Genomic DNA, 24,654 nt, shown 5'->3' on the forward strand with positions numbered 1-24,654 from the left:
GGTCGTTGAGGCCACAAATGTGGCCCGAGAGCGCGGAGCGAAGTGGTTGCATGTCGACTTCGAAACGCATCTGACTTCATTCTACCGGAGCTGCGGATTCCGGCCGACAGAGGCGGGACTCATCGAGTTGAAGTGACGACACCCGTCGAACCGGACGTTTACTTTACAATAGCCGACGCCCACATTCATCCCTTGACCGGCAGACGCCGGATCAGGCTTACTTCAACGCGCTGGCACCAATGATGGTGGCGGCATAATCGAGGCGGAAATCCACTTAGCGAAACTCCCGAAACTGTTCAGACAAACCGAGCCACCTCTGATGGGCGATCAGACAGAAAAGCCGGAGACGGTGTGATTAAGGAGCGCGACTGCGGACATCCCGGCTGCAAGCAATGGGACGGCTTCCGCACAAGCCGAAGCAAGCAGACAAGTCCATCTTGGCATTGCTGCGAGCATGACTGGCGGCGGGATATGTTCAAGTCCACCCCTACGAATGAATTTCGCCTACCGCGCCGCACAATTTATGAATGAATCCAAAAAGGCGTTGAAGTCTGCAATTGTCTCTACTATTGCTCAATTACGTTTAGCTAATAGAGAGATAACTGATGGGATTTGCGCCGTCCGCCGCTTTGCGGAAGTTGCTCGGTCTGCCTCGCAAAAGGCCGCGGGACGAGCAAGTACCCGACCGATCTCTCCTTGAGGAACTAACGAACCATCGATATTCGACTGGGTCGCCATTTGATGTTCTAGTTGCGCCAGACGACACGTGCTGGGGAGACGTTTTTCCCAATTCGCTTCTACTCAACAGATCAAACCTCTCCGAACTATTCAGTGACCTTACTCAGGTTGGCCCCTTTCCGGCCCACAAGGGCGGACGAATTGCGCAGTCCACTGCTAAAAGGGTCGCTAATCGTCTTGCCATGAGGGCTTGTCCCGCGGACCGGGCAAAGCAGTCAGCATTCTCAAAAGCATGGCTGTTCCCGATATGGAGGGAACTTGCGACGCTATTGCCGGTAAGGGCGCTCGCAAGAAAGATCGCGAGAACCCATACAGAAAAACTTATTGTAATCCCCATATCAACAAACGTCTTCTCGTATTTGAATTATTTCAGGTGGGATGTTCAAGAAGACGAGATTGAGCCATTCCTGCTAGCGGCCGCATGTCGCCGATTAGGCCTCGACGTCATCGTTGTTGCTTCAAAATCTGTTTTTTCGCTTGGAACCCACAGCGGAAAGGAAATTTCGCTCGAAATGCGCCCTTGGGCAGTGTGGAACGAAACCGGCCACCCGATCCCTTACAACGGAGAGAAAACCCTCCTCCTCGTAGAGGATGGTATCCGCAATTTCGGATACGCAAAATCGCAAGTTCCTGACGCAGTGACCGTTAAATCGAGGCTCTATAGCGGGTCGGAACAAACTGATATCATTCTTTGGGGCAAGGAGCACAATCCCCCGGTCCACACAGTTTCTCTCCGACTAGTCAGAGACTTTCCTGGAGAAATGGCGCTCTACTCTCCGATGCACGAGATCGGCGCCCTTTCAGATCAATTTATTGCATCAATGCTACCAATGACTGAGGTCGCGTTGGAAACCGCGATTGCCAGTGTACATGGATCCAATATTAAAGACGTCCATATATGTGACTGCTACTTCTTTGAATCCGCTTTGTTAGCTCATGCAGTAAGGCAAAACGGCGGAAGGGTGCACCTGTGGCCGCACTCGATCAATGACACCTTCATCCATCAGCATTCAAGATCTGACTGTCCTGCGACGATCCGCTCAATAACATCGACATCCGCCGGGAAGTGCGCCGAGTACTTCCCAGCTTCGAAGGTAATTACTGCCCCCCGAATTATGCTCTCGCCACCAAGTCCTTCGAGACCATTTGTTCATGGCCGCCCCACGTCTGTTGTTATATTCGGCGGATCGCATGCGGTCGCTCGGATGCCATTGATGAACTTGGGCCGCCACGAACATACATGGATCAAGCTTCTTAGGGCGCTCGCTAATTATCCAGATGATTTCAGGGTTCTATTCAAACCAAAGGCGCATTGGGAGTCTCCAGAATGGCTGTCTAGCCTCTCAAGCGACCCACTAGATTTTGAGGAAACGTCTCTTCACGCCAACCACCTCGATTTCGAGAACTCGGTCTTCATGTCTGTCACTCTCGCGTCAGCCGCTCTAATGGAGGGTCTGGGAAGAGGCATTCCCTTCATGATCACACGCGAGACAAGCGTTGAAGACTACATGTTCATAGATCCAGAAGTTGTCCCCGTTGGATCGGCCGATTTCATAATCGATGAACTCTTGAAGTTGCGTGACCCTCAGAAGTTCAGATCATTTACTGAGCGACAACTGCATTGGTATTCGCAGGAAGCGCTATTCTATAAGAGTGCACACGGATGGGAGACAACTAATGCCCCTTAAGATCGCGGCGATAATTCCCGCAAGAGCAGGCAGCGTTCGGGTGAAAGCAAAAAACCTGCAAAAAATCGGCGCTTTGTCGTTGGTCGAGAGGAAAATCGAGCAGCTAAAATCTTCGAAACATGTTTCAAATATTGTACTCGGGACAAACTGTCCTGATTGCATCGAGATAGGGCAACGCAGCGAAGTTTTGGTGGTAGAGCGCGACGAGTACCATTGCGACGAGTCTCGAGTTTCAGCAAACGAAATGATCCACGATTTAGCCTCGCGGGTAGACGCGGATATTATCGTGTGGAGCCATTGCACTAATCCATTTATCTATGCCCGCCACTATGACGAAGCCATTGAGCGTTTCTGGGCTGGGAAAGAGAAGGGCTTTGATTCTCTTCTTTCAGTTCAAAAGACTCAATCACATATGTGGGACAAGAACGGCAAACCCGCGAATTATAACCCGTATGCTGAAAAGCACACGTTAGCGCGCTACATAGATCCCGTATTTTTCCAAGACGGCGGCATATTCATCCAGCCGCGCGAAAATATGGTGAGAAACTCTTATTTCTTTGGTGCGAAGCCGCAACTGCTTGAGCTTGAGTTTCCCTTCACTCATGACATCAACACAGAATTCGACTTAGAGATCGCAAGAGAAATGGCGCCATGGCTCGATGCAAAGGAGCGCTTTTAATCCTAAAAAACAATCACGGGCATTAGTCCGCCTGTGCGCGTTAGAATCAGGCCGTGCTACAATAGCTGCCGGAGGGGTTGCTGACTGCTTATTGGAGGTAAGCATTCGCCGAGGACAGCAGTGTCAGGTATTCGCTTGCATTTTGCGGCTAGACCATCGACGATTTTGCGGAGATTGGTGGCGTCGACGTCGCGCGGATCGCAATGTGCGTTGCCCCACCCGTCCAAAAGTTCGTTGTGACGCACATGGTTGTCGTTGGCAAGCGCCTCACGGAATTCTTCATAGCCCCAAGGGCCGCCAACATCATTTAGCGGGCACCTTCCAACATGCTCAAAGAGAAAAAGATCATCGAAGCCAGGGGTAGCAGGGATGATCTTTTCGATTTTCACCGTGTGCGTCCAGCCGTCACCGAAGTCATAGAGATGCTTGATTGAGTTCGCGCCGATATCTTCAATGGCGGCAAGAAGCGTTTCGTTGCGAGCATCGATGGGGTCATCAAAGCCGCCGTCCCGCGAGCGAAGCTAAAGCGCCGATATTGACAGACGGAATGAGGAAGACTATCTCCTAGCGACTAATGTGACCCACATCACTTGGAATGAGGGCTATGGTCCTCGCAAACGCGAGTCGTTGCAAGACTAGCTTGATCCGATTTCCGCACATCTACGTGCAGCGCGGATGTGCGATGCAACAAGGTGAATACGAGTGCCATGCTGACTAGGTGACACTACAATTACCTTTGCCATTGGATGGTGAGCAGGTCTTGCTTCGGACAATATTTATCTTGAATTCGCAAGGATATTGCAGTGATCGGATCATTTTTGTCGCCAGACGACAAAAAGCTGTTAACGCGGCTATTTAAGGAAAACTTCAAAAAACACGTCGGCTGGTACTCTGCGGCAATCGCGGCGATGCTCGTTGTCGCTGGCATGACATCTCTTAGCGCGTGGATAATGCGTGATATTGTCAACAGCGTCTACCTCAAGCAAGGTTTCGATGTCGTCCTCGAGATTGCGTTTGCAGTCGCAGCCATCTTCATAGTGAAGGGGCTTGCTACCTTTGTTCAGAGCTACTACCTCAGCAAAGCGGGAAATAGCATCGTCGCCGAGCAGCAGCGCAAAATTTACGATAGGCTCCTCAAGCAAGGCGTATCTTTTTTCCAAAATTTGCCATCTTCGGAACTTCTGGTCCGCGTTACTTACAACGCCCAAGCTGCCCGCAGCGTCATCGACACAATCGTCACATCCTTCGTTCGCGACCTCTTCTCCCTCCTCGGCTTGATCATCGTGATGTTCGCCCAGAATTTCCTTCTGAGCGCGATTTCCATGATTATCGGTCCTTTGGCAATCTTCAGTGTTCGTCTCGTGCTGCGGCGCGTCCGAAAGATTATGGAGGCAGAACTCGCTTCGTTGGGCGAAATCGTAAACGTCGTCCAGGAAACCAGCATCGGCGTACGAGTCATCAAGGCTTTTTCCTTAGAGAGGCTGATGGCGCAACGCATGAACAAAGCGGTTTCCGATGTCGAGCAGCGAGCCAATGGCATAGCCAGACTGGAAGCCGCGACCAGCCCAATCATGGAAACCTTGTCTGGCCTTGCCATTGCAGTGGTAATTGCCGTCTCTGGCTATACTGTGCTCGAAAAAGGCGGTTCCCCCGGCGATCTGATGGCCTTTATCACGGCTCTTCTCCTTGCCTACGAGCCTGCCAAACGGCTTGCTCGGATGCGCGTGCAGATCGAGGGCGGGATGATAGGCGTGCGCATGATGTTTCAGGTGCTGGACGCGCCGCTAACGCTGACCGAAAAGAAGGACGCAGTAGCGCTCCCGAAAGCAAGCGGCGATGTCGAGCTTAAGAGCGTCAGCTTCGAGTATGTGCCCGGCCAGCCTGTTCTTAACAACGTTAGCGTCCTCTTCGAAGGCGGCAAGATGACGGCGCTGGTCGGCCCCTCCGGTAGTGGCAAGTCGACTATCATCAACCTCATGATGCGTCTTTACGATCCACAGAATGGTTCCGTTGAAATCAACGGCATGGATCTGCGCGATGTTACCTTTGCCAGCCTGCGCGAACATGTTTCTTACGTCGGCCAGGAAACATTCCTGTTCTCCGGAACGATCAAGCACAACATTTCTGTCGGCCGCGACAATGCGACAGAGGAAGAGATCATAGCGGCAGCAAAGGCTGCCAATGCGCATGATTTCATCATGAAGATGCAGAACGGATACAACACCAGGCTGGGCGAAAACGGCTCCGGCCTGTCTGGCGGCCAGCGACAGCGTTTGGCGATTGCTCGCGCGATGCTCCGAGACGCGGATATCCTGATTCTCGATGAAGCGACAAGTGCACTGGACTCCGAGTCCGAGGCTCTCGTGCGTGATGCCCTAGAGCGGCTAACGCTCAACAAGACATCCATCGTCATCGCCCACCGGCTTTCCACCATCAACCGGGCCGACAAGATTGTCGTCATGGATAATGGTGAAGTGGCCGAACAGGGCAGCCGGCGTGAATTGTTGGCGAACGATGGTCTTTACAAGCGGCTCCACAGCATCCAGTTCGACGCCGACGTTGCTTGAGACCAAAATAAAATCGGGCGGCTCTGCCGCCCGAATTTGCTTTTCGGCTATCTTAAGCTTGGGTCCAAAAGAGCCGAATTAGCTACCAGGCGATTTCCATGTCACTCGCAGCCCTTGCCAGAAGCGGCAATATCTCCGCCACACGCTCATCCGTAAGACGAGTCAGCGGCGCCGCCACGCTCATGGTTCCCACGACTTCTTTCCCCTGGCGAATGGCGACAGCAATTGCCCCCACTCCCTCTTCGGCTTCGCCAACTGCTCGGCCGTAACCAAGACCTGCAACGGCATCGAGTTCCTGGTTCAGCGCTTCGATGGTATTGATGGCGTTGGCAGCCTGCTGGCCGGGTTGGCCGAGCCCGGCTTCAAGGGCGATCCTCAGCGCCCTCTCCCGCTCCAGGCTCGCCAGCCATATTTTACCGTTCGCCGTCGCATAGGGCACGATGCCTGCGCTCATATCGGGTTCAAACACCAGCCCTGAGCGGCGACCGCGAGCGGAGCCGACCCAGACAAGCGTATTATTCTGCACAGCCGTCAAACGAACGAGTTCGCGGGTCCGTTCGGCGAGCGCATTCAGGATCGGCTGACGTAAATCCGAGACCTGCAGCCGCGCCAGTTGTTTCTGGCCCACCAGCGCCATACGCATGGTCAGCGCGTAGCAATCGCTCTCGGGGCTCTGCCAAGCCCAGCCATTCTCGATCAGGGACGTGAGGATGCGATGACATGCGCTCTTCGGAATATCGAGTTGATGAGCGACATCGGATAGTTTGAGCGGTTCCTCGGCCAAGGCGAGGAGCTCCAGCATGGCGATCGTTCGCTCGACGCCGCCGCTTGGTACATTGATCGTCCTGTCCATTTCATTCTCCGGTCGCATATGCGTCGCGATTTTCAATCAAAAGACAACGCTTCATCGGGAAGATGCATGCCTTTCGCGTCTTCCTCTTTGGATACGTGAAAGGTCCGTTCGTTTCAGGCATGGCGTTGCAAAATGCCGCGCGAAAGGAAAATATCGGTAATCTCCTCGGATTTCTCGATGAATTCCGGCTCCCGCCGCGCCGCCAGCCCACGCGGCCGAGGCATGTCGATATCCAATATTCTCTCTATTCTCCCAGGTCTCGGGGTCATGACGATGACGCGATCCGCAAGAAGAACCGCTTCATCGATGGAGTGTGTGATGAAGACGACCGTCATTCGATTCTTAAGCCAGAGCGCTTCCAAATCGATACGCATCTGTTCGCGTGTCAGCGCATCCAATGCCCCGAAGGGCTCATCCATCAACAACAGACGCGGTTGCAGGAGCAAAGCGCGGGCGATCGATGCGCGCTGCTTCATTCCGCCGGAAAGTTCATGCGGATACCTATCGGCGAAATCCTTCAAACCGACGGATTCGAGAAGCGCAAGTGCATGCGGCCGCAATTCTTCGCGGTTCCGCCCGATCATTTCGGCTGGGAACAGCACATTGTCGATTATCGTTCGCCAAGCGAGAAGTACGTGATTCTGAAAAACGATGCTCATACCGGGCGGCGGTTCCTTGGAAACGTCGCCGAAAACGGAGATCTCCCCCGTGCTGGCGTGAGAAAGCCGGGAGATCAGCCGCATCATCGTCGATTTGCCGCAGCCGGATGGGCCGACAATCGCGACAAACTCCCCGTCACCAATCGTCAGGTCGAGTTTTTCCAATGCCACGACAGGCGCGTCTGCATGCCCGAAATATTTGCTGACGCCCTTTAGCAAGACGCCGGGCTCATAACCGGTCCCGTCGTTATTCTTCTGCAACATGCGTTCCTCCCGCTGCATTCCATTCTCCTGCTGCCTCCGAAATAGCACTTGACGAAACATCAGTCCATATGGAACATTGTTCCAACAATATAAAATTGTCCGGCAGCTTGCGGGCAATTCGGGAGGAAGCATGTTTTCGAAAGTCATTGGTGCCGTCAAAGGACAGGCACACAAAGTAGGCAGCCTCGTGGGTGCAGGCATTGTCTGGGAGGTCGCGGTGCGTCTCCTCAATGTCCCGGAATATATCCTGCCGGCACCGAGCAAGGTCTTTGCGGACCTTTATAACAATGTGCTTATTGTCTTCACCGCATCGCTCTACACGCTGCAGCCCATGGTGCTTGGCTTCCTCGTGGCCGTTGTCATGGGAACGTTGCTTGCCCTGCTGGTCGTCTATTCACGTGCATTCGAGGCGATCTTCTATCCGCTGCTGGTGATCCTGCAGATCATCCCCAAGATCGCCATCGCACCGCTTTTCATCATCTGGGTCGGCTTCGGCCTGCCGTCGAAAATCCTGCTGGTCTTCCTGCTTTCCTTTTTTCCGATCGTGGTCAATTCCATCGTCGCGTTTAAGTCCATCGAACCTGACGTCTACGATCTCGCCAAGAGCTATCGCGCCGGACGACTGAAGATTTTCTGGAAGGTGGAACTGCCAGGCGCCCTGCCCTCGCTTTTTGCCGGCTTCAAGGTGGCCGCGGCACTGTCTGCGACGGCGGCCGTGGTGGCGGAATTCGTTGCCTCCGACAACGGGCTTGGATACCTGCTGCTGAACTATAACGGCAACATGAATACGAGCATGACCTTCGCCGTCATCATCGTGCTCAGCCTTCTCGGCCTTCTTCTCTACGGCATCGTGGAAATGATCGAACGCTTCGCGATCCCCTGGCACGTTTCGCAGCGCCGTGACGACTTCACTGTCGGGAAAAGCGCGACCTGAATTCGGACTTCAATTAAAAACGGGAGGATAAAATGTTCAATATAATGAAAAAAACGCTTGCGGGCGGTGCGATTGCGCTTGCCGTTGGTCTGGCAGGAATTCAGTCAGCTGCGGCTGAAGACAAGGTCACGCTCCGCCTCAATTTCCTTTTGAGCGGTGTCCACACCATCTTTTATTACGGTGCAGAAAAGGGTTTCTACAAGGAGGCGGGCATCGATCTTCAGATCGGCGAAGGCCAGGGCTCGGCGCGCACGGTCCAGTCGGTCGCAACTGGTGGCGATATGTTCGGCATCGCCGATGGCGGCAGCGTCATTGCCGGCGCTTCGAAAGGCGCACCGGTCAAGTCCGTGCTCGGTCTGCTTAACACCTCACCCTACGCCATGACGTTTCGCGCGGATTCCGGCGTAAAATCCATCAAGGATGTGGAGGGCAAGACGGTCGCAGCCAGCGCCGGCGAAGCTTCACTCGCCCTCCTGCCCGCTATCTGGAAAAAGAACGGCGTTGATGCGTCGAAGGTCAATATTCTGAATGTGGATGGACCCGGCAAGATCATCGCCATCATGCAGGATCGCGCCGCGGGCATTCTCGGCGGGCTTGAAAACCAGGTCGTGGTGCTCAATTCAAAGGGTCTGGAGCAGAAGGTATTTTCTTTTGCGGAGCTGGGCGTGAACACGCAGGGCCTGACGATTGTTACCAACACAAAGTTGATCGACAGCAATCAGGATCTGGTCAAGCGCTTCGTGGCGGCGTCGCTGAAATCCATAGAGGCAGCCAAGGCGGATCCTGACGCAGCAGTTGCTGCAGCCGTGAAGGAAAAGCCGACCGGCGATCCCAAGCTTCTGAAGGAGCAGCTGGAAGTCTCGCTCAAACTTCTGCCGTCGCCATCTGCCCCATCTGCGCCGCTCGGCGAAATGGCTGCGGCAGACTGGCAGCAGACACTCGATCTGATGAAGGAATATCAGGACATCAAGACCGATATGCCGGCAGACGCCTTCTTCACCAACAGCCTCATCGCAAAATAACTGCAGACGCCGAGAGCCCGGCAGATCTGCCGGGCTCGATGCGGAACAATGGTTTCAAACATGTCCACACACTATGATCTTGAAGGCCGGGTGGCTGTCGTCACGGGTGCTGCCGGCGGCTTCGGCGCCGCCATCAGCCGGCGGTTACTGGACTGCGGCGCCACGGTGGTTCACTGGGATCTGCCGACAGCTGTGAAAAGCGGTTACGTTGCCAACCTGCCGCATGCCGGAGTCGATATCACCGACGCACAAAGCATCGAAACTGCCGCCAATGATCTGCAACAGCGGTTCGGCAGGCTCGACATCCTCGTCAACAATGCCGGCATTGTCGGCAATGTCGCACCCCTATGGGAAATTCCGGTCGAGGAATTTCGCAGGATCATCGACGTCAATCTGTTCGGGTCGTTTGTTGTCTGCCGTGCGTTGGTGCCGTTGATGGTCGAAACGGCGAAAGAAAGCCATTTCGGCCGCATCGTCAACGTCGCCTCAATCCAGGCCAAGGAAGGCATGCATCAGGCAGCCGCCTACAGCGCCGCCAAGGCGGGGCTGGTGGCGATGACCAAAAGCCTCGGCAAGGAACTGGCAACGGCGGATATTCTCGTTAACGCCATTACGCCCGCGGCCTCCATGACGGCAATGAGTATCGATGCCCCGAGGGAACGACTGGACGATATTCTCTCCCGCATTCCCATGCGGCGTTTTCTCGACCCCGCCGAAGTCGCCAATATGGTGGCCTGGCTCTCTTCTTCCGAATGCAGCTTCTCGACCGGCGCGGTTTTCGACCTGTCCGGCGGTCGCGCAACATATTGAGGTAACCAATGTCTCTCTTGGGAAAGGCCGTCGTCGCCATATGGAACGACATCTTGCCGGAAGGCCGTGATAATTTCATCGAATGGCACAATCGCGAACACATTCCCGAACGGGTATCGATACCAGGTTTCCTGCGCGGACGCCGATATATCGCCGAGCAGGGAGTACCTGAGTATTTCACGCTCTATGAGGCAGCGGATGCAAAGGTGCTGGTCGGCCAGCCCTATCTCGACCGGCTGAACAATCCCACCCCCTGGACAAAGCGCTCCACCGCAGACTTTCGCAACACGACACGCGGTGTCTGCAACACCGACTATTCCCATGGGTGCGGCGACGGCGGCTTCATCGCCACCTTTCGTTTTGATGCGGCCGAGACAGACAGGGCGGCAATCCGATCCATGCTGACTGACGCTCTCTGCGAAATCGGCAAGTTGAACGGCATCAGCGGCGCCCATCTGTGCATTGCAGACAGTGGCGCAAGCAGCCTCGAAACCGCCGAACGCAGGGGCCGTCAGGTTGGCGTGCCCAACTGGATCATCATGATCGAAGGCGGCTCGGCCTACTCCGTGTCCGATGCCGCAGACGACCTGGCACGAAAACTCTCAAGCGCCGACCTTGTCGGACCCGTGGAGGTCGGACTTTATCGCCTTGAATTTGCTCTTGGCGAAAATGCTCTTCAGCAATCAGCCGCATAGGAAAACAGAATGAAACTTCTTCGTTACGGTCCCATCGGCCTAGAAAAGCCGGCAGCGCTCGACGCCGAGGGCATTATCCGCGATCTTTCTTCGATCGTCACCGACATAGCCGGGACAACCCTCTCGCGCAATTCCCTTGAAAAACTGACAAAAATCGATCTTTCTTCGCTCCCGGCTGTACCATCTGATGTGCGGATCGGTCCCTGCGTCGGTTCTGTCGGCAATTTTGTGGCGGTTGGCCTCAATTACATCGACCATGCGCTGGAAACGAATACGCCGATCCCTGAAGAGCCTGTGCTTTTCAACAAACACACGTCATGCATTTCCGGCCCGAATGATCCGATCTGTCTTCTGAAGGATTCGGAAAAAACCGATTGGGAAGTCGAGATCGCCTTCGTTATCGGTGAGCCGGCCTATCATGTGCGGGAAGAGGATGCACTCTCCGTCATTGCGGGTTTCTGCGTCTGCCATGATGTCTCCGAACGCGCCTTCCAGATCGAACGCGGCGGCCAATGGACGAAAGGCAAAAGCGGACCGACATTCGGTCCTCTCGGACCATGGCTGGTGACGCCGGATGAAATCGGCGACGTGCAAAATCTCGACCTATGGCTGGACGTTAACGGCCAGCGCATGCAGACAGGCTCGACGTCCAAGATGATTTTCCCGATCGCAACGCTGGTTTCCTATATCAGCCGCTTCATGCGTCTGATGCCAGGCGATGTGATCACCACCGGCACGCCGCCCGGTGTGGGCCTCGGAATGAAACCGCCCGCCTTCCTTAAAGCCGGCGACGTGGTCGAACTCGGCATTGATGGCCTTGGCAGACAGCGCCAAATCGTGACAGCGTTCGGCGCACGAGATCATTAGGAGACATGAGCGGAATGACGGCGATCGAAAAACTGGCGGAGCGTTTTGCAAAGGCAAGCCGGGAGGGTGATAGAATTGTTTTAGCGGAGCTGGAGGCGGAGGGCCTCGTTCCGGGCACGCTTGCAGAGGCGATGGCGGTTCAGCGAGACTTAGCAGGATATTTGGGAAAACCGATCGGCGGCTGGAAGCTGGCGATCCGCCCGGATGGCGAGGCGGTCGCGGCTCCCATGTTCGATTGCTGCCGGGTGAACGATGCCAATCTCGCTTCCTTCCCGTTAGATGGAACGGAGGGAATTGAAGTCGAGATATGCTTTACGCTCGCTGCCGATATTCCCGCCGCCGCTGAAAGGCAGCTCACCAAGGCGGATATGATGCAGTATATCGACAAGGTGCATCTTGGTGTCGAGCTTCTCCGATACAGGCTGGAAGAGAAAAATCAGGTTCCGTTTCCGCTCTTTCTGGCAGATCGCCTCGCCAACCACGGTTTCGCCCTCGGGCCGGAAGTGGACAAGCGCATCGTGGATGTTTTTGCGGCTAATAGCGATGACCTGCCGCTGCTCATCGTCACCGAAGGTCCAGTGCAGATATTCAATGCCAAGGTAAAACACCCGAATATTGATCCGTTGGCGCCGCTTCTCGCCTTCGCCAACGCCGCACTCAACACAGGACATATGCTGAGAGCAGGCCAAGTGGTGACGACGGGTAGCCTCTGCGGTGCGTTGCCGAGTGCACTTTCTGGCGAGACCGGCATTATTCTGGAATCAGTTGGTGCTTTCACATTGTCAGGTCCGAAAGATTAAGCCGCCAGCCTAACGGATACAATTACACGCGCCCGATCCCCAGGCATGAGAAGCAAACAGGCGCCGTTTCCAACCGTTATCTGTTTGCGTCGTTTTATTTCACCCGCCCGTATTCACCCAGAAAATCGAGCAGCGCCCGGATGCGTGAGGGAAGCGGCCCGCGTTGGCCGACATAGACGGCATGAAACATCTCCGTTTCGCCCGTATCGAGATGATCGAGCACCGGGACCAGCCGGCCGGCGGCGATATCGTCTCTCACGGTGAAAGAGGCAAGACGAACCAGCCCGACACCGGCAAGAGCAAGACGGCGAAGACCCTCGCCATCGCTTACCTGCACGCGTCCCGTTGCCGGGAACACGACGGTCTTGCCGTCGGCCCGCAACGGCCATCCGTCGACTGTCCGGGCATAACCAAACCCTAGACGATTGTGATCTTCCAGATCGGTGATTGTTTGCGGCACACCGCAGCGCTCCAGATAGTCAGGGGCGGCGGCGATGATCATCCTTGTCTCGCCGAGTTTGCGGGCAACGAGGCTGGAGCTTTTCAGCGGCCCCGCCCTCACCGCGACATCCATACGCTCCGCAAGAAGATCGACCACGAGATCCGTCTGGACGATATCGAGCGTGATATTGGGATAAAGCGCGAGAAAGCGTGGCAGGATGGGCGCAAGAATATGCGTTGCATAGGATGCGCTGGTGTTGATTCGAACGCGGCCGACAGGCTGCTCGCCCAAGCCGGCGGCGCGTTCGGCCTCTTCGAGATCGGCGAGGATGCGAGTGGCCCTTTCATAGAAAGCGCAGCCCTCCGGCGTTATCTGAAGCTGCCGGGTGGACCGGATGAGCAGACGCGCGCCCAGCCGACTTTCCAACCGAGCGATGAGCTTGCTCACCGCCGAAGGCGTCATGTTCGCAGCCGCAGCCGCGCGGGAAAAGCCGCCGAGTTCAACAACCCGTACGAAGATTTCCATCTCCCCTGCCCGGTTAATCTCCAGTCGCGCCATGATGACTTCACCTCACAAGTGATAGTATTTTCGGCATTCTATTTCATTGAAGAGTAAGCGTCTATCTTCTGGGGCGTAGCAACCCACCACGGAATGGATAAGCTCGACGCGGCAACATGCCTCGCTCGCCACCATCCCGAAGCAAGAAAGCAATACCCCAATGGAATATCGCTATCTCGGCAAATCCGGACTGAAAGTGCCCGTCCTGAGTTTCGGCACCGGAACCTTCGGCGGCTCCGGTCCGCTCTTCAGCAACTGGGGCACCTCTGATGCCACGGAGGCCCGTCGCCTTGTCGACATCTGCCTCGAGGCGGGCGTCAACCTGTTCGATACGGCTGATGTCTATTCTAATGGGGCATCGGAAGAGGTGCTCGGCGAGGCTCTCAAAGGCAGGCGCGATAGCGCTCTTATTTCAACCAAGACAAGCCTGCCAATGGGTGATGGGCCAAACGAGGCCGGCTCCTCCCGCTTCAGGCTGCTGCGTGCGGTGGATGATGCCTTGCGCCGTCTCCAGACCGACTATATCGATGTCCTTCAGCTCCACGGCTTCGATGCATTCACGCCGGTCGAGGAAGTGCTGTCGACGCTCGATACGCTCGTCCGGTCCGGCAAGGTCCGCTATACTGGCGTTTCGAATTTTTCAGGCTGGCAGATCATGAAATCGCTTGATGTCGCGGACAGATATGGCTGGCCGCGTTATGTGGTCAACCAGGTCTATTACTCGCTTGTTGGCCGCGACTACGAATGGGATCTAATGCCGCTCGGCGCGGATCAGGGTCTTGGCGCGATGGTCTGGAGCCCGCTTGGCTGGGGGCGGTTAACCGGAAAAATCCGCCGCGGCACGCCGCTGCCCGAAGGCAGCCGCCTGCACGAGACCGCGAGTTTCGGCCCACCCGTGGATGAAGACCGTCTCTACCGCGTGATCGATGCGCTCGACGCTGTTGCGCAAGAAACCGGCAGGACGGTGCCGCAGGTCGCCCTCAACTGGCTGCTCAGACGCCCCACTGTTTCCACGGTCATCATCGGCGCGCGCAATGAGGAACAGCTTCGCCAGAACCTCGATGCCGTGGGATGGGAACTGACGTCCGCACAGGTAGCGACGCTGGACGCGGCTAGCGAGACGACTGCTCCCTATCCACATTTCCCGTATCAGCGCCAGGAGGGGTTTGCCCGGCTTAATCCACCGGCCGTAACACGTCAAACCATGCCGCTCTAAGGCAGGGTCAGGCCGCCTGAACGACGGGCGGCCTGACAGATGGTGAGCTTCAGGCGGTTTTGTTAGCGGAGCTTGCGTCCACCCGGCCCGAAAACCAGTTTGCCAGGACTGCACCGGAAATATTGTGCCAGACGCTGAAAATGGCACTCGGAACGGCAGCAAGAGGGGAAAAATAGGCCGTGGCGAGGGCTGCGCCAAGGCCCGAATTCTGCATGCCGACCTCAATCGCAATGGCCTTGCGCTTGGCAAGCGACAAGCCCGTTGCCTTTGCCGCGAGATAACCGAGCAGATAGCCAAGGCCATTGTGCAGAACGACGACGGCAAAAATCATCAGGCCGGACTGTGCGATGGACGCCTTCGATCCTCCGACCACTGCCGAAACAATGAGTACGATACCGATGACGCTTACCAGCGGCAATGCCGGAACGGCGGTCTTGACGAGACCGGGCAGCAGCTTTTGCAAGGCGGCACCCAGCGCCAGCGGAACCAGAACGACCTTGACGATGCTGAGGAACATGGCCCAGCCGTCAACCGGCAGGAACTGGCTCGCAAACAGCCAGACGAGGAACGGCGTCACCAGCGGCGCGGCAAGCGTGGTGACCGAGGTGCAGGCAACGGACAAGGCGACATCGCCCTTGGAGAGATAGGTCATGACATTGGAAGAGGTGCCACCAGGGCAGCAGCCGACCAGAATGACGCCGGCAGCGACTTCCGGCGGCATGGGAATAATGCGGGTGAGCAGCACCGCCAGAAGCGGCATGATGAGAAACTGGCCGAGCACACCGATCGTCACATCGAATGGCCTTTTCACGACCTCCCTGAAATCATCGACCGAAAGGGTGAGGCCCATGCCGAACATGATGATTGACAGAAGCGTGACGATCCAGGGCGCGATTTGCTTGAAAGTGTCAGGAAAGAAAAAGCCGAGTACGGCGAACAGGATAACCCAGATGGCAAAAGTCTTGCCCACGAAAGCCGAAACGGCTGCCAGCGTTTTCATTTCCATACTCCCAAGATGATCATGAACCCCGTCTAGACTCCTATGGTGCCCTGTCAAGGTCATTACGCCGTTGCTAGACCTCGCGGTCGAAAACGATCCCTCGGCCGTGATGCCACCGTCGCCGCAGGGCTGCAATTTGGACGAAGGCTCATCTATCCGCTTTCCGTTGCGCCGAAGAGACCCTAAAGGCCGCACACACAAGGCCCGATGCGGAAGCCAGATTGCCTGTCTGTCACGCTTCCCGTTAGACTGTGTCGAACATATCCCTGAACTCCGGATCGGCAAAATAGACAAGCTTCTCAGTGAAAATTGGCCGCTGTCCGGCCAGGAACAGCAATTGTCCTTTCTCCGGCAGATTGCGCACCTCATCAGGGGTAAGGAGCGGCCGGCCGGTATGCTGTTGGCTATAGGAAATCCCGGTTTTATCGGAATCGAGCGCTCTCGCCATCGTCTGGAACACGACCGTCTCCTGTCCGAGCAAATCAGAGATGAGGCGGGCGCTGTCATGATCGTTGACGCCAAAAACCTGGAGCACGCCGGCGTTTGACAAAAAAGTTCCGGCACGGTGACCGTATGTGGCGCGCAGCTGATGGATGTCTTGAAGGATGGGCCAAAGCTGGACACCGTAACCCGCCATCAGACCCATCGCACGTTCGACTGGGGCCAGATGCCCGAGCGATGCGAACTCATCGAGCAGATAAAGAACCGGTGTCGCCGGCTTTGCCGGATCGCGGGCCATCTCGAGCAGGCTTTGTGAGACAAGCAGACGCAGCCAGCGCGAATAGGTCGAGAGGCGGTCGGGCGGAAGCACGAGGAACACCGTCATGTTGCTGCGCTTGAGATCGGCAAACCGGAAATCCGAGCGGCTGAGCACGGCCGTCATGCGCGGTGAATCAAGAAAATGCGTATGGCGCTGGGCGGCCGACAGCACGCCTGCGGCTTCGCGATCGGATTTTCCGAGGTGGCGGTTTGCGGCACGCGCAACAAGACCTCCCGCAGCATCGCTCTCCTGCATACGCTTGAGCAGTGCCGCGAACTGTTCAGGAGCAAGGGTCAGATACTCGCGAAGTGTTGCAAGGTGCCGGCGTCGCAAAGGCTCCGCTGCAACGATCTCAAGCAGCAATCCGGCAATCAGCGCTTTTGCCTCCTCGTTCCAATGCGCCTCTCCCGCCATTCCCGGTTCATCGAACACGAGAGCATCGGCAAGCGCACTGGCGTCTTCGGCGACATCGAGGTTTTGGGGATCAAGCAGGGCCAGGGGATTGAAAGCTCCCGAGAGTCTGCGGGTGACCCCGAAAGGATCGAGCACATGAACCGGCCCGAATTTATGACGAGCACGGCCGGTGATCCTCGCATTCTCGCCTTTTGGATCAACACAGATCACGGAACGGTCGGCGGTCAGCAGGTTTGGGATGATCGTGCCCACACCCTTGCCGGTACGGGTCGGTGCCATGGTGAGGAGATGGGCCGAGCCATCATAGCGCAGAGGCTTGGCCGTTTTCATATCACGACCGATCAGGAGGCCTGAGCCGGATGAGGTGAGAGCGGCTATCTCCTTGTTTGTCGCAAAGCGGGCAGAGCCATGGGTCTCATCGTCATCATCCCCGAAATGCAAAATCAGTGGAGTGGTAATGAACCAGAAGGTGATAACGGCAAGCGCCAGCAGGGTTAAGAGACCTGGGATGATGTGGACAAGCGAGCCCCGCTCGAAACCCATTTGTTCGAGGAAATGACCGCCCCCCATGCCGATCACAAAGGTGACGTTGAACAGGATGACCATAAATCCAAGAAGCCGTTTCCAGATCCGGAAGGGCATGGTGATCAAAGCCAGGAATGCCCAAAGCGGATCACGCGCGGCGGCTCGCAACATGTTCCTGAATGCGTCCCGAGATAGTCGCAACCGGTTCATGAAGCACCCTGCCCGCTGTCGCCACCCTCTCCCGTGCCCGGCAGTCCTTGTCCGATCAGATCGACAAAGAGCGCCTTGTCATTGTCGCGTGTCAGAAAGCCCGGCAGTTCGCGGCGCAGCCATGCACCGAGTTGTTTGCTGAATTCCTGATCATCCGAAGTCTCCAGGTGATGCAGAACGAGCGAGCCGATCAGGACCTTGCGGCGCATGTCATTGTTGCGCTCGGTTTTGGAAAGCCGGGCCTTCAGCGCAGACCGCTGCGCCTCCAGTTCAGCCAGGCGCTGTTCGATTGTTTTCCTTGCCACGATTGTTCCTTTCGATTGCGGTCGCACCGGAACTGCCGCTGTTGACCACGGCTTTGCTCCTGGAAGACAGACCAGTTCTATGAGGAGATCGACATAGCGATTGTGAGAGGAGTTTGAGCCCTGTGGTCAGATCAGCCGCTGGCGTTCGCGGCCTGTTTGAGCTTTTCGATGTGCTCGCGGCAGAGCGTCTCAACCAGCTTATGAAGTTCCGCCGTCCGCTCCTGAAGCCAGGTCAGCGCCTCTTCGGAAACCTCGAAACGCTTCGAATAGCGAGCCTTGACGTAGGCCTCATTCAGGATGTTGTACCATGTGGTAAATCGCTGACGGTCGCGCGGCCAGATGTCGATCAAACGGTGATCACGACCTTCCGAAAGCCCTCGCAGGAATTTGAGGTTGTGCGAAGCAGGCGAATAATTTGTCAGTGTCAGGAGGTAGCAATTGTAAGCGGTCTCCACCGCTTGATGGAGTGTAAAGGCTGCTAGATTGAGGTACCCTGACTTCAGGTAAAAACCGACACCTTCGAGGAATCCCGTTGCATTTTTGAACTGCTTTTCAAAATGCTCCTCTGCAACCCTTAGTGCATCAGCAGGCCTGAGCGGTTTCGGGTCAGCCAGCGGTCTATCGTCGAATTCGTAGAGGACAATGCCTTCACGGGCGAGATCAACAAAAAATGGCTGGCCGTCATTTAGGAAATTACTGATCTCGCGAGCGCCGTGCATGATGAGTCCCACCGGCGTCTCGATCTCCTTGTCCCACATCAGCCTGTCTGTCGCCTTGTCCCAGTATTTGGGATCGGCCAGTTCCTTGTTGCTGACGATGACGAGAATGTCGAAATCCGAGCGGTAGCCTTTCGACGTGTGCGGTTCATCCACCCAGGTGCCACGCGCGTAAGAACCGAACAGAATGATTTTGAAAATGCGTCCGTCTTTCTTGGCGTCAGACTTCGAGCGCTCGACCAGATCAGCAAACTCTTCCTGGATAATCCCGACGACGCGCGCGAGCTCGCGTTGCTTTCGTTCCGGCAAATGTTCAAGGCTGGTCTTCATGTCTGCTCCGTTTCTGGACGGTATCCTGTATGGTCCATTGTAAACTTCTTTGAAACTCCGATTTTTGGCAGCCGCCAATCGAGTGCATGTCTTACCGGACTATCCACATGCGCATTGCCCCTTGTCCTTCGTGCGATCAACCGGCGACCGTCGCCATCCCCTGATTGGTGCGTTTGTGTCCCTATTCAAACACGAGCAATTGCCACTTGGCGACTACTACTTTTAGTAGTCGAAATCGCCGTTCGTTGTTGCTAGCCTCGCCACCGGTAAACAGACAAGGGCGCACTTACGACTTGCACCGCAGTTGAGCGCTGAATTTCCCCGTTTGCGTATCGGAGATTTCGGTTGGCGATTTATCATCTCAGCACCAAACCTGTCTCGCGCTCATCCGGCCGAAGCGCTGTGGCATCCGCCGCCTACCGTTGTGCGGTACTTCTTACCAATCATCGCGATGGCCTCGTGCATGATTTTACCCGGAAAGAAGGAGTGGAGCATAAAGAGATCGTGCTGCCGGACGGTCTTTCTGCCGATTGGGTTCTGGATCGTTCTGCCTTGTGGAATGCTGCCGAGTTTGCAGAAAAGCGCAGGGATGCCCGCGTCGCCCGCGAATTCGAAATCGCGCTTCCGCATGAGCTGTCGCCAGAAGGGAGACTGAAAGCTGCACGCGCCTTCGCCCAGGATCTGGCAAACCGCTATGGCGCGGCCGTGGATTTTGCAATCCATTCGCCAAGCGAGCATGGTGATATTAGGAACTACCACGCGCATGTGCTGATGACGACGCGACAGCTTGGCAGAACCCGCCTTGGCGAAAAGACTTATCTCGAGCACAAGAACGCACGGCTGCTGGCAAATGGCATGGCGACAACCGACATGCAGCTTCGCGATATCCGGCAGGCATGGGAAGGCATCGCCAACCGTCAGCTTCAGCGCGAAGGTCTGGACGTTCGCATCGACCATCGATCACATGTGGAGCGCGGTCTTGAGTTGTCGCCGACCGAGCACATGGGCGTGCATGCCTCGCAGATGCAGCAGCAAGGATTGACGGTCGAGCGCGGCAGGCTGGATGACGAGGCGGCACGGCAGAACGCCGCGCTGATCCGCCAAAAACCGGAGCAGGTTCTGACGCTGATCAGCCATGAGAAGAGCGTGTTCGATCGGCACGATATTGCCAAAACCCTGCATCGCTATATCAACGATGACGCCCCAACGTTCCGGAACGCCTTTGCCGCTGTCATGGCGTCGTCAGCGCTTGTCGAACTTCAGGCTGAGCACATCGATCCTGAGACGGGCGACGTCTCCAATGCGCGCTATTCGACGCGGGACATGATAAATCTGGAACTCGCAATGGCGCGATCGGCGGAGCGGCTGCATCAGGCGCAGTCCCACGGTGTCGATCCGCGCCATGTCGAGCGTGCAATGGAAAGGCAGGATCATGCTCTTCGGACAAGCTCTGGCGGACCGTCGGCTGCGAGTGATCCGTCAGCAGGATTGTCGCACGAACAGCGTCAGGCGATCGAGCATATTACCGGGCGAGAACGCATTGCGGCCGTGGTCGGGTTTGCCGGCGCCGGAAAGTCCACCATGTTGGCAGCCTCTCGCGAGGCGTGGGAGGCTCAAGGCTATCAGGTCCATGGTGCGGCATTAGCCGGAAAGGCAGCCGAGGGGCTTGAGGAAAGTTCCGGTATCGAGAGCCGCACTCTGGCGTCATGGACTTACAGCTGGGATCATGGTCGGGATCTGATCGGCCGACGTGACGTGTTCGTCATCGATGAGGCCGGCATGGTCGGCAGCCGTCAGCTTGCCCGGTTCATCGGCGAGGCGGAGGAGCGCGGCGCAAAGATCGTGCTTGTCGGTGACCATGAGCAACTGCAGGCAATCGGCGCCGGTGCTCCCTTCAGGGCGATTGCCGAACAGATCGGCCATGTCGAGCTTTGCGGCATTCGCCGCCAGCGTCATGATTGGCAGAGGCAAGCATCGGTTGCCTTTGCGACCCACAAAACGGCCGACGGCCTTGCCGCCTACCGCGAGCACGGCGATATCCACTTTGCAGAAAGCCGCGACAAAGCGATGGCGCAGATCGTGCGTGATTATGTCGCCGACAGTGCTGAGCATCCGGATGGCACCCGGGTTGCCATGGCGCACCGCCGTGCCGATGTGCGCGCGCTCAATGTTGCTATCCGAGCAGAGCTTCAGAACCGGCAAAGCCTGGAGCGCAGCCACGGGCAGAACGCCGGTGCGGACCGTGGGGGTGTCGGGGATCTTGGAGAACTCAACTTCCAGACCAGTAACGGCAAACGCGCCTTCGCCGCCGGCGACAGGATCATCTTCCTCGAAAACAACCGCGACCTCGCTGTGAAAAACGGCATGCTTGGCACCGTCGAGCGTGTCGAGAAGGGTCGGATCGTTGCTCGGCTCGATGGCCGAGACGGCGACAGCGTCAGCATTCTGACCGACAGCTATCAGGCGATCGACCACGGTTATGCGACGACGATCCATAAAAACCAGGGCGCGACGGTCGATCGCGCCTTCGTGCTGGCGTCCGGCACCATGGACCGGCATCTGACCTATGTCGCCATGACAAGGCATCGCGACAGCGTGCAGCTCTATGCCGACATCAAGGAGTTCACAAATGCGGGCCGGCTCGTTGATCACGGCGTTGCGCCCTACGAGCATAATCGCCAGGCGCGAGAAAGCTATTTTGTGACGCTGAAGAATGACAAGGGCGATCAGCGCACGGTGTGGGGCGTCGATCTCAAGCGGGCCATGCGAGAGGCCTCGCCAAAAATCGGAGACAGGATTTTCCTCCAGCATGAAGGCGCCACGCCTGTCTCGCTTCCGGACGGCACAAAGGCCGAGCGCAATGCATGGCGCGTCGTCAAGGGTGATGAACTGGCCTATCAGAAGCTGACAAGCCGCCTGTCGCGTTCCGGCGCGAAGGAAACCACGCTGGACTATGTCAGGGACTTTGCCGAGCGGCGGGGCATCGCGGAGCAGCTCGGGCTCAGAAGCGAGATTGAACTTGCTTCCGACCGGAATGAGCGTCAAGAGGTCCTGTCCCGCGCGGCCCATCTGCAACGGGAACAGCAGGGCCGGCCATCGGAACGTCAGCGGGTTTACGAGGAACCTGCCGGCGATCTGGCCGGCCCTGTTCGCCGCGAAGATCCGCACGGGACAGAGGACAATAAAGGATATCGCCGGATCCGGTGGTCCGACCTCATGACGCGAGACGGCGCCGTCCCTGCCCCCACAGAAGCTGTCGGCCAGCAATCGTCGCTGGAACCCGGTAAGCCAGCTCCGCTTGTGCCAGCCATCACCCGATACCAACGCAGCATCGAAGAGGTGGCGCAGATGAGGGCTATGTCCGTTATCGATCAGCAATTCGATGTAGTCGACTCTCTCGTGCGGCACGTGTTCCGTGATCCGGCCGAGGTCGCAGCAAGATTGCGCGCCGCGATGATCGAGAAAGAGGGCAATGGCAAGATCATGGCGAAGGCCATGGTCGGGCAGCCAGAGCGCTTCGGGGAGCTGCGCGGCAAATCGGGTCTGTTCGGCAACAGCAAGGAACGGAAGGAGGCGTTGCAATATGCAAGGTCACTCTCTGCCCATATCGGCTATGTCTCCGAGGCATGGGAGCGACGGCTCGGCGAAGAACGTCAGAGCGAACAATGGCAGCGTGAACAGCGTGACGTGATCGAAGTGCCCGGCCTCACCTCGCGCAGCGCCGAAATCATTAGCCAGGTGGAGAAAATGCCGATCGATAGGCGAAGCAAGTTCATCAAAGAGCTGCGATCGCTACCTGAGGGCCTGACCGCGCTTGATGAGGCCAAGCTGGTGGCCGAAGCGCTCACGCGGCGGTTCGGAAGCTCCGATCCTCGCAGGTTCGCCGAAGAGCTCGAGACACGCCCGGAGCTCGCAAAGCAGGCCGAGCAGATCAAGGCAATCGCCGGCCTGGTGCATCGTGCACGCCATGCAGAACTCAGCCATGACCACGCGCTGAAACAGCAACTGGCCCGGTCTCAGGGGCTTGGGCTGAGCCGATAGTGTGCGCTGGCAACAACACTGGCGTCAGCTTTGATAATCCCCAAATTACCAGAACATGAAGCGAGCCAGCTTTTCGCCGATTCCGCGCCATGTTTCACCGGTTGTGGCTGTGGTCTTCCTCGGCAATCGGTCCTGATCCGGTGCGGGTGTAGTGGACGAGTTGGAGTTGATAAACTATTTATTCAGATAGATAAGCAAGCATTTCCCGTCCTTTTTTCCTACAAGACTGATCGGTCGGACATCATCACCTCCATCGATGGATATCTCTACCGGCAAGCCTTGGTTTTCAAAGGACTGAAGTTCCTTTATCAACTCTTCAATGGTTTTCCCTCTATTAGCCCAATCCTTATGATCTGTGTCTTTAACGTTCATTATCAATCCCCTATACGATTCAGATTTGAGTCATAAGTTCCGAGGCGCGTCCCCTTACCTCCGAGGTCCTTAACGGAAGCGGCCATCTTCCAAGCGCCTCCATTATGACCATCCAAATCCCTTGTTATGAATAGGTTCTGTTGACAAAGTAGCTTGAGGTGCTCGTTAAGAACTACTTTTCTGCGTCGCCCAAAAAAGCTTCGATGCTGACTTCGTGGAGGCTTTTATGCGCTGCTACAGAAATCAGCCTGACGTCGGGATTTTCCTCCACCGCTCTTCCATACCAATATTTTGCGGCATGCAGGTCACCAATCTTCTCATAACACTCTCCCAACCGCTCCCCGAGATATCCGGCATCCAACGACTGGTCGCCATCTGCCATGAAAAGATAAATCTTGATCGCGTCCGCTGCCTTCCCAGTTGCGATCAGGTCTTTCGCTATTCGGTCTAAATGATTGAAGTCATAAAAGAATTTTCTCCTTTTTTGCAACGTGTTACCGTCTTAACTAAGGTGCACAACTCATGAACCAGAGCAAGTGTGGCAACCATATTTTTGCGGCGGCCAACACGAGAAAGGCGGCGAAGGATTTTTGGGTTTTATCGTATCGGGTGGCGACACGACGAAATTGCTTCAGCCGGTTGAACAGCCGCTCGATACGATTTCGGTCCATGTAGACTGTGAAGTCACAGGCGGTTGGTCTTTGCCGTTGGCCCTCGGAGGAATAACGGGCCTGACCCCGTGGATCAGCAACTCTTCGCGCAGAGCGTCGCTGTCATAGCCCTTGTTAGCGAGAAACAGCCTCGGCTTGGCAACCGGCATGGCTAACAGATCGGGAACGGTATTGTAATCCGAAGCTTCACCGCCTTGTCAGGATGAAGCCGAGAGGGCGTCCCTGACAGTCCGCACGGGCGTGGATTTTTGTCGAAAAGCCGCCGCGTGATCGACCAAAAGCCTCCTTATAAGTCCCTCTTTTGCGCCCGCAGCCTGAGAATGGCCGCGAACCGTGGTGCTGTCAATCATATGCTGCCAGTCATCGGTCAAGCCCAGTTCGACAAGCGTCTCCAGCAGGACATCCCATACGCCTTGTTCTGCCCAACGGCGGAAGCGCACGTAGACGGAATTCCACTTGCCATACCGCTCATGCATGTCGCGCCAAGGGCACCCGACACGCGAACATGCAACATTCCG

Annotated in this window: 24 protein-coding genes and 1 pseudogene; 12 read left to right on the forward strand and 13 right to left on the reverse strand. The window is 56.5% G+C overall.

Annotated features, from left to right (window positions below):
- From K7A42_RS04010 to K7A42_RS04020, 3 genes and pseudogenes are all read left to right on the forward strand, one after another.
- Positions 1 to 136: pseudogene (locus K7A42_RS04010) on the forward strand (GNAT family N-acetyltransferase); the annotation flags it as partial.
- A gap of 784 nt (positions 137 to 920) precedes the next feature.
- Positions 921 to 2,426 (forward strand): hypothetical protein, encoded by a 1,506-nt coding sequence (locus K7A42_RS04015; RefSeq protein WP_282454887.1) that lies wholly within the window; start codon positions 921 to 923, stop codon positions 2,424 to 2,426.
- Complete coding sequence (locus K7A42_RS04020) at positions 2,416 to 3,105, forward strand: cytidylyltransferase domain-containing protein (RefSeq protein WP_174150521.1); 690 nt, start codon at positions 2,416 to 2,418, stop codon at positions 3,103 to 3,105. The genes K7A42_RS04015 and K7A42_RS04020 overlap by 11 nt, the downstream gene beginning before the upstream one ends.
- Before the next feature lie 56 nt (positions 3,106 to 3,161).
- Here the strand turns inward: K7A42_RS04020 and K7A42_RS04025 are convergent, their stop codons facing one another.
- Positions 3,162 to 3,593: a plasmid pRiA4b ORF-3 family protein gene (locus K7A42_RS04025; protein ID WP_174150534.1), complete on the reverse strand. Its 432-nt coding sequence runs from the start codon at positions 3,591 to 3,593 to the stop codon at positions 3,162 to 3,164.
- A 315-nt stretch (positions 3,594 to 3,908) separates the two neighbouring features.
- On the opposite strand from K7A42_RS04025, the gene K7A42_RS04030 reads away from it, so the two are divergent.
- Positions 3,909 to 5,672: an ABC transporter ATP-binding protein gene (locus K7A42_RS04030; protein WP_174150522.1), complete on the forward strand. Its 1,764-nt coding sequence runs from the start codon at positions 3,909 to 3,911 to the stop codon at positions 5,670 to 5,672.
- Between the two features lie 82 nt (positions 5,673 to 5,754).
- On the opposite strand, the gene K7A42_RS04035 is transcribed toward K7A42_RS04030, so the two are convergent.
- Complete coding sequence (locus tag K7A42_RS04035) at positions 5,755 to 6,525, reverse strand: IclR family transcriptional regulator (RefSeq protein ID WP_144576398.1); 771 nt, start codon at positions 6,523 to 6,525, stop codon at positions 5,755 to 5,757.
- A 113-nt stretch (positions 6,526 to 6,638) separates the two neighbouring features.
- Positions 6,639 to 7,448, reverse strand: a complete 810-nt coding sequence (locus K7A42_RS04040) for an ABC transporter ATP-binding protein (protein ID WP_174150535.1) — start codon at positions 7,446 to 7,448, stop codon at positions 6,639 to 6,641.
- A gap of 130 nt (positions 7,449 to 7,578) precedes the next feature.
- Here K7A42_RS04040 and K7A42_RS04045 point away from each other — a divergent pair, with 130 nt between their 5' ends.
- The 6 genes from K7A42_RS04045 to K7A42_RS04070 are packed head-to-tail and all read left to right on the forward strand — an operon-like array spanning position 7,579 to position 12,576.
- The gene (locus K7A42_RS04045; protein WP_174150523.1) at positions 7,579 to 8,382 is read left to right on the forward strand and encodes an ABC transporter permease; all 804 of its coding nucleotides are present in this window, start codon (positions 7,579 to 7,581) and stop codon (positions 8,380 to 8,382) included.
- Between the two features lie 32 nt (positions 8,383 to 8,414).
- Positions 8,415 to 9,404 carry an ABC transporter substrate-binding protein gene (locus K7A42_RS04050; protein ID WP_174150524.1) on the forward strand — a complete coding sequence of 330 codons (990 nt, stop codon included), beginning with the start codon at positions 8,415 to 8,417 and terminating at the stop codon, positions 9,402 to 9,404.
- Between the two features lie 60 nt (positions 9,405 to 9,464).
- Positions 9,465 to 10,214: an SDR family NAD(P)-dependent oxidoreductase gene (locus tag K7A42_RS04055; RefSeq protein ID WP_174150525.1), complete on the forward strand. Its 750-nt coding sequence runs from the start codon at positions 9,465 to 9,467 to the stop codon at positions 10,212 to 10,214.
- Between the two features lie 8 nt (positions 10,215 to 10,222).
- Positions 10,223 to 10,909 (forward strand): DUF4286 family protein, encoded by a 687-nt coding sequence (locus K7A42_RS04060; protein WP_174150526.1) that lies wholly within the window; start codon positions 10,223 to 10,225, stop codon positions 10,907 to 10,909.
- 9 nt (positions 10,910 to 10,918) lie between these two features.
- Positions 10,919 to 11,776, forward strand: coding sequence for a fumarylacetoacetate hydrolase family protein (locus tag K7A42_RS04065; protein WP_174150527.1), 858 nt, complete (start codon positions 10,919 to 10,921; stop codon positions 11,774 to 11,776).
- A gap of 14 nt (positions 11,777 to 11,790) precedes the next feature.
- A complete protein-coding gene (locus K7A42_RS04070) occupies positions 11,791 to 12,576 on the forward strand; it encodes a 2-keto-4-pentenoate hydratase (protein WP_174150528.1) in 786 nt (261 codons plus the stop codon).
- A gap of 94 nt (positions 12,577 to 12,670) precedes the next feature.
- Here K7A42_RS04070 and K7A42_RS04075 read toward each other — a convergent pair whose 3' ends face one another.
- Positions 12,671 to 13,576, reverse strand: coding sequence for a LysR family transcriptional regulator (locus K7A42_RS04075; protein ID WP_174150529.1), 906 nt, complete (start codon positions 13,574 to 13,576; stop codon positions 12,671 to 12,673).
- Between the two features lie 160 nt (positions 13,577 to 13,736).
- On the opposite strand from K7A42_RS04075, the gene K7A42_RS04080 reads away from it, so the two are divergent.
- On the forward strand, positions 13,737 to 14,792 hold the full coding sequence (locus K7A42_RS04080) for an aldo/keto reductase (protein ID WP_174150530.1): 1,056 nt from the start codon (positions 13,737 to 13,739) through the stop codon (positions 14,790 to 14,792).
- 49 nt (positions 14,793 to 14,841) lie between these two features.
- Here K7A42_RS04080 and K7A42_RS04085 read toward each other — a convergent pair whose 3' ends face one another.
- The 4 genes from K7A42_RS04085 to K7A42_RS04100 form a co-directional block, all read right to left on the reverse strand.
- Positions 14,842 to 15,792, reverse strand: a complete 951-nt coding sequence (locus tag K7A42_RS04085) for a bile acid:sodium symporter family protein (RefSeq protein ID WP_174150531.1) — start codon at positions 15,790 to 15,792, stop codon at positions 14,842 to 14,844.
- 244 nt (positions 15,793 to 16,036) lie between these two features.
- Positions 16,037 to 17,701: a type IV secretory system conjugative DNA transfer family protein gene (locus K7A42_RS04090; RefSeq protein WP_174150532.1), complete on the reverse strand. Its 1,665-nt coding sequence runs from the start codon at positions 17,699 to 17,701 to the stop codon at positions 16,037 to 16,039.
- The gene (locus K7A42_RS04095) at positions 17,698 to 18,006 is read right to left on the reverse strand and encodes a mobilization protein (protein WP_129565173.1); all 309 of its coding nucleotides are present in this window, start codon (positions 18,004 to 18,006) and stop codon (positions 17,698 to 17,700) included. The genes K7A42_RS04090 and K7A42_RS04095 overlap by 4 nt, the downstream gene beginning before the upstream one ends.
- A gap of 131 nt (positions 18,007 to 18,137) precedes the next feature.
- A complete protein-coding gene (locus K7A42_RS04100; protein ID WP_174150533.1) occupies positions 18,138 to 19,052 on the reverse strand; it encodes a nucleotidyltransferase and HEPN domain-containing protein in 915 nt (304 codons plus the stop codon).
- Between the two features lie 345 nt (positions 19,053 to 19,397).
- Between K7A42_RS04100 and traA the strand changes: the two genes are divergently transcribed.
- Complete coding sequence (gene traA / locus K7A42_RS04105) at positions 19,398 to 23,093, forward strand: Ti-type conjugative transfer relaxase TraA (RefSeq protein ID WP_282454888.1); 3,696 nt, start codon at positions 19,398 to 19,400, stop codon at positions 23,091 to 23,093.
- Between the two features lie 174 nt (positions 23,094 to 23,267).
- Here the strand turns inward: traA and K7A42_RS04110 are convergent, their stop codons facing one another.
- The 5 genes from K7A42_RS04110 to K7A42_RS04130 all read right to left on the reverse strand — a co-directional run bounded on the left by K7A42_RS04110 (position 23,268) and on the right by K7A42_RS04130 (position 24,612).
- Positions 23,268 to 23,465, reverse strand: a complete 198-nt coding sequence (locus tag K7A42_RS04110; protein WP_044459931.1) for a hypothetical protein — start codon at positions 23,463 to 23,465, stop codon at positions 23,268 to 23,270.
- Positions 23,466 to 23,467: 2 nt separating this feature from the next.
- The gene (locus K7A42_RS26090) at positions 23,468 to 23,593 is read right to left on the reverse strand and encodes a toxin C-terminal domain-containing protein (RefSeq protein WP_174151631.1); all 126 of its coding nucleotides are present in this window, start codon (positions 23,591 to 23,593) and stop codon (positions 23,468 to 23,470) included.
- A gap of 44 nt (positions 23,594 to 23,637) precedes the next feature.
- On the reverse strand, positions 23,638 to 23,955 hold the full coding sequence (locus tag K7A42_RS04120) for a hypothetical protein (protein WP_174151535.1): 318 nt from the start codon (positions 23,953 to 23,955) through the stop codon (positions 23,638 to 23,640).
- 16 nt (positions 23,956 to 23,971) lie between these two features.
- The gene (locus tag K7A42_RS04125; protein ID WP_234899238.1) at positions 23,972 to 24,136 is read right to left on the reverse strand and encodes a transposase; all 165 of its coding nucleotides are present in this window, start codon (positions 24,134 to 24,136) and stop codon (positions 23,972 to 23,974) included.
- 197 nt (positions 24,137 to 24,333) lie between these two features.
- Positions 24,334 to 24,612, reverse strand: a complete 279-nt coding sequence (locus tag K7A42_RS04130) for a hypothetical protein (protein WP_223216037.1) — start codon at positions 24,610 to 24,612, stop codon at positions 24,334 to 24,336.
- Between the last annotated feature and the right edge of the window lie 42 nt (positions 24,613 to 24,654).

Source organism: Agrobacterium sp. InxBP2, from assembly GCF_026191755.1.
Classification (GTDB): domain Bacteria; phylum Pseudomonadota; class Alphaproteobacteria; order Rhizobiales; family Rhizobiaceae; genus Agrobacterium; species Agrobacterium pusense.

Coding starts and splice junctions, on each gene's coding strand:
- K7A42_RS04060 (WP_174150526.1), top strand. CDS start 10,223: ATGTCTCTCTTGGGAAAGGCCGTCGTCGCCATATGGAACGACATCTTG.
- K7A42_RS04075 (WP_174150529.1), bottom strand. CDS start 13,576: ATGGCGCGACTGGAGATTAACCGGGCAGGGGAGATGGAAATCTTCGTA.
- K7A42_RS04065 (WP_174150527.1), top strand. CDS start 10,919: ATGAAACTTCTTCGTTACGGTCCCATCGGCCTAGAAAAGCCGGCAGCG.
- K7A42_RS04125 (WP_234899238.1), bottom strand. CDS start 24,136: ATGGACCGAAATCGTATCGAGCGGCTGTTCAACCGGCTGAAGCAATTT.
- K7A42_RS04080 (WP_174150530.1), top strand. CDS start 13,737: ATGGAATATCGCTATCTCGGCAAATCCGGACTGAAAGTGCCCGTCCTG.
- K7A42_RS04035 (WP_144576398.1), bottom strand. CDS start 6,525: ATGGACAGGACGATCAATGTACCAAGCGGCGGCGTCGAGCGAACGATC.
- K7A42_RS04020 (WP_174150521.1), top strand. CDS start 2,416: ATGCCCCTTAAGATCGCGGCGATAATTCCCGCAAGAGCAGGCAGCGTT.
- K7A42_RS04085 (WP_174150531.1), bottom strand. CDS start 15,792: ATGAAAACGCTGGCAGCCGTTTCGGCTTTCGTGGGCAAGACTTTTGCC.
- K7A42_RS04110 (WP_044459931.1), bottom strand. CDS start 23,465: ATGAACGTTAAAGACACAGATCATAAGGATTGGGCTAATAGAGGGAAA.
- K7A42_RS04055 (WP_174150525.1), top strand. CDS start 9,465: ATGTCCACACACTATGATCTTGAAGGCCGGGTGGCTGTCGTCACGGGT.
- K7A42_RS04090 (WP_174150532.1), bottom strand. CDS start 17,701: ATGAACCGGTTGCGACTATCTCGGGACGCATTCAGGAACATGTTGCGA.
- K7A42_RS04015 (WP_282454887.1), top strand. CDS start 921: ATGAGGGCTTGTCCCGCGGACCGGGCAAAGCAGTCAGCATTCTCAAAA.
- K7A42_RS04100 (WP_174150533.1), bottom strand. CDS start 19,052: ATGAAGACCAGCCTTGAACATTTGCCGGAACGAAAGCAACGCGAGCTC.
- K7A42_RS04045 (WP_174150523.1), top strand. CDS start 7,579: ATGTTTTCGAAAGTCATTGGTGCCGTCAAAGGACAGGCACACAAAGTA.
- K7A42_RS04130 (WP_223216037.1), bottom strand. CDS start 24,612: ATGCATGAGCGGTATGGCAAGTGGAATTCCGTCTACGTGCGCTTCCGC.
- K7A42_RS04050 (WP_174150524.1), top strand. CDS start 8,415: ATGTTCAATATAATGAAAAAAACGCTTGCGGGCGGTGCGATTGCGCTT.
- K7A42_RS04070 (WP_174150528.1), top strand. CDS start 11,791: ATGACGGCGATCGAAAAACTGGCGGAGCGTTTTGCAAAGGCAAGCCGG.
- K7A42_RS04040 (WP_174150535.1), bottom strand. CDS start 7,448: ATGTTGCAGAAGAATAACGACGGGACCGGTTATGAGCCCGGCGTCTTG.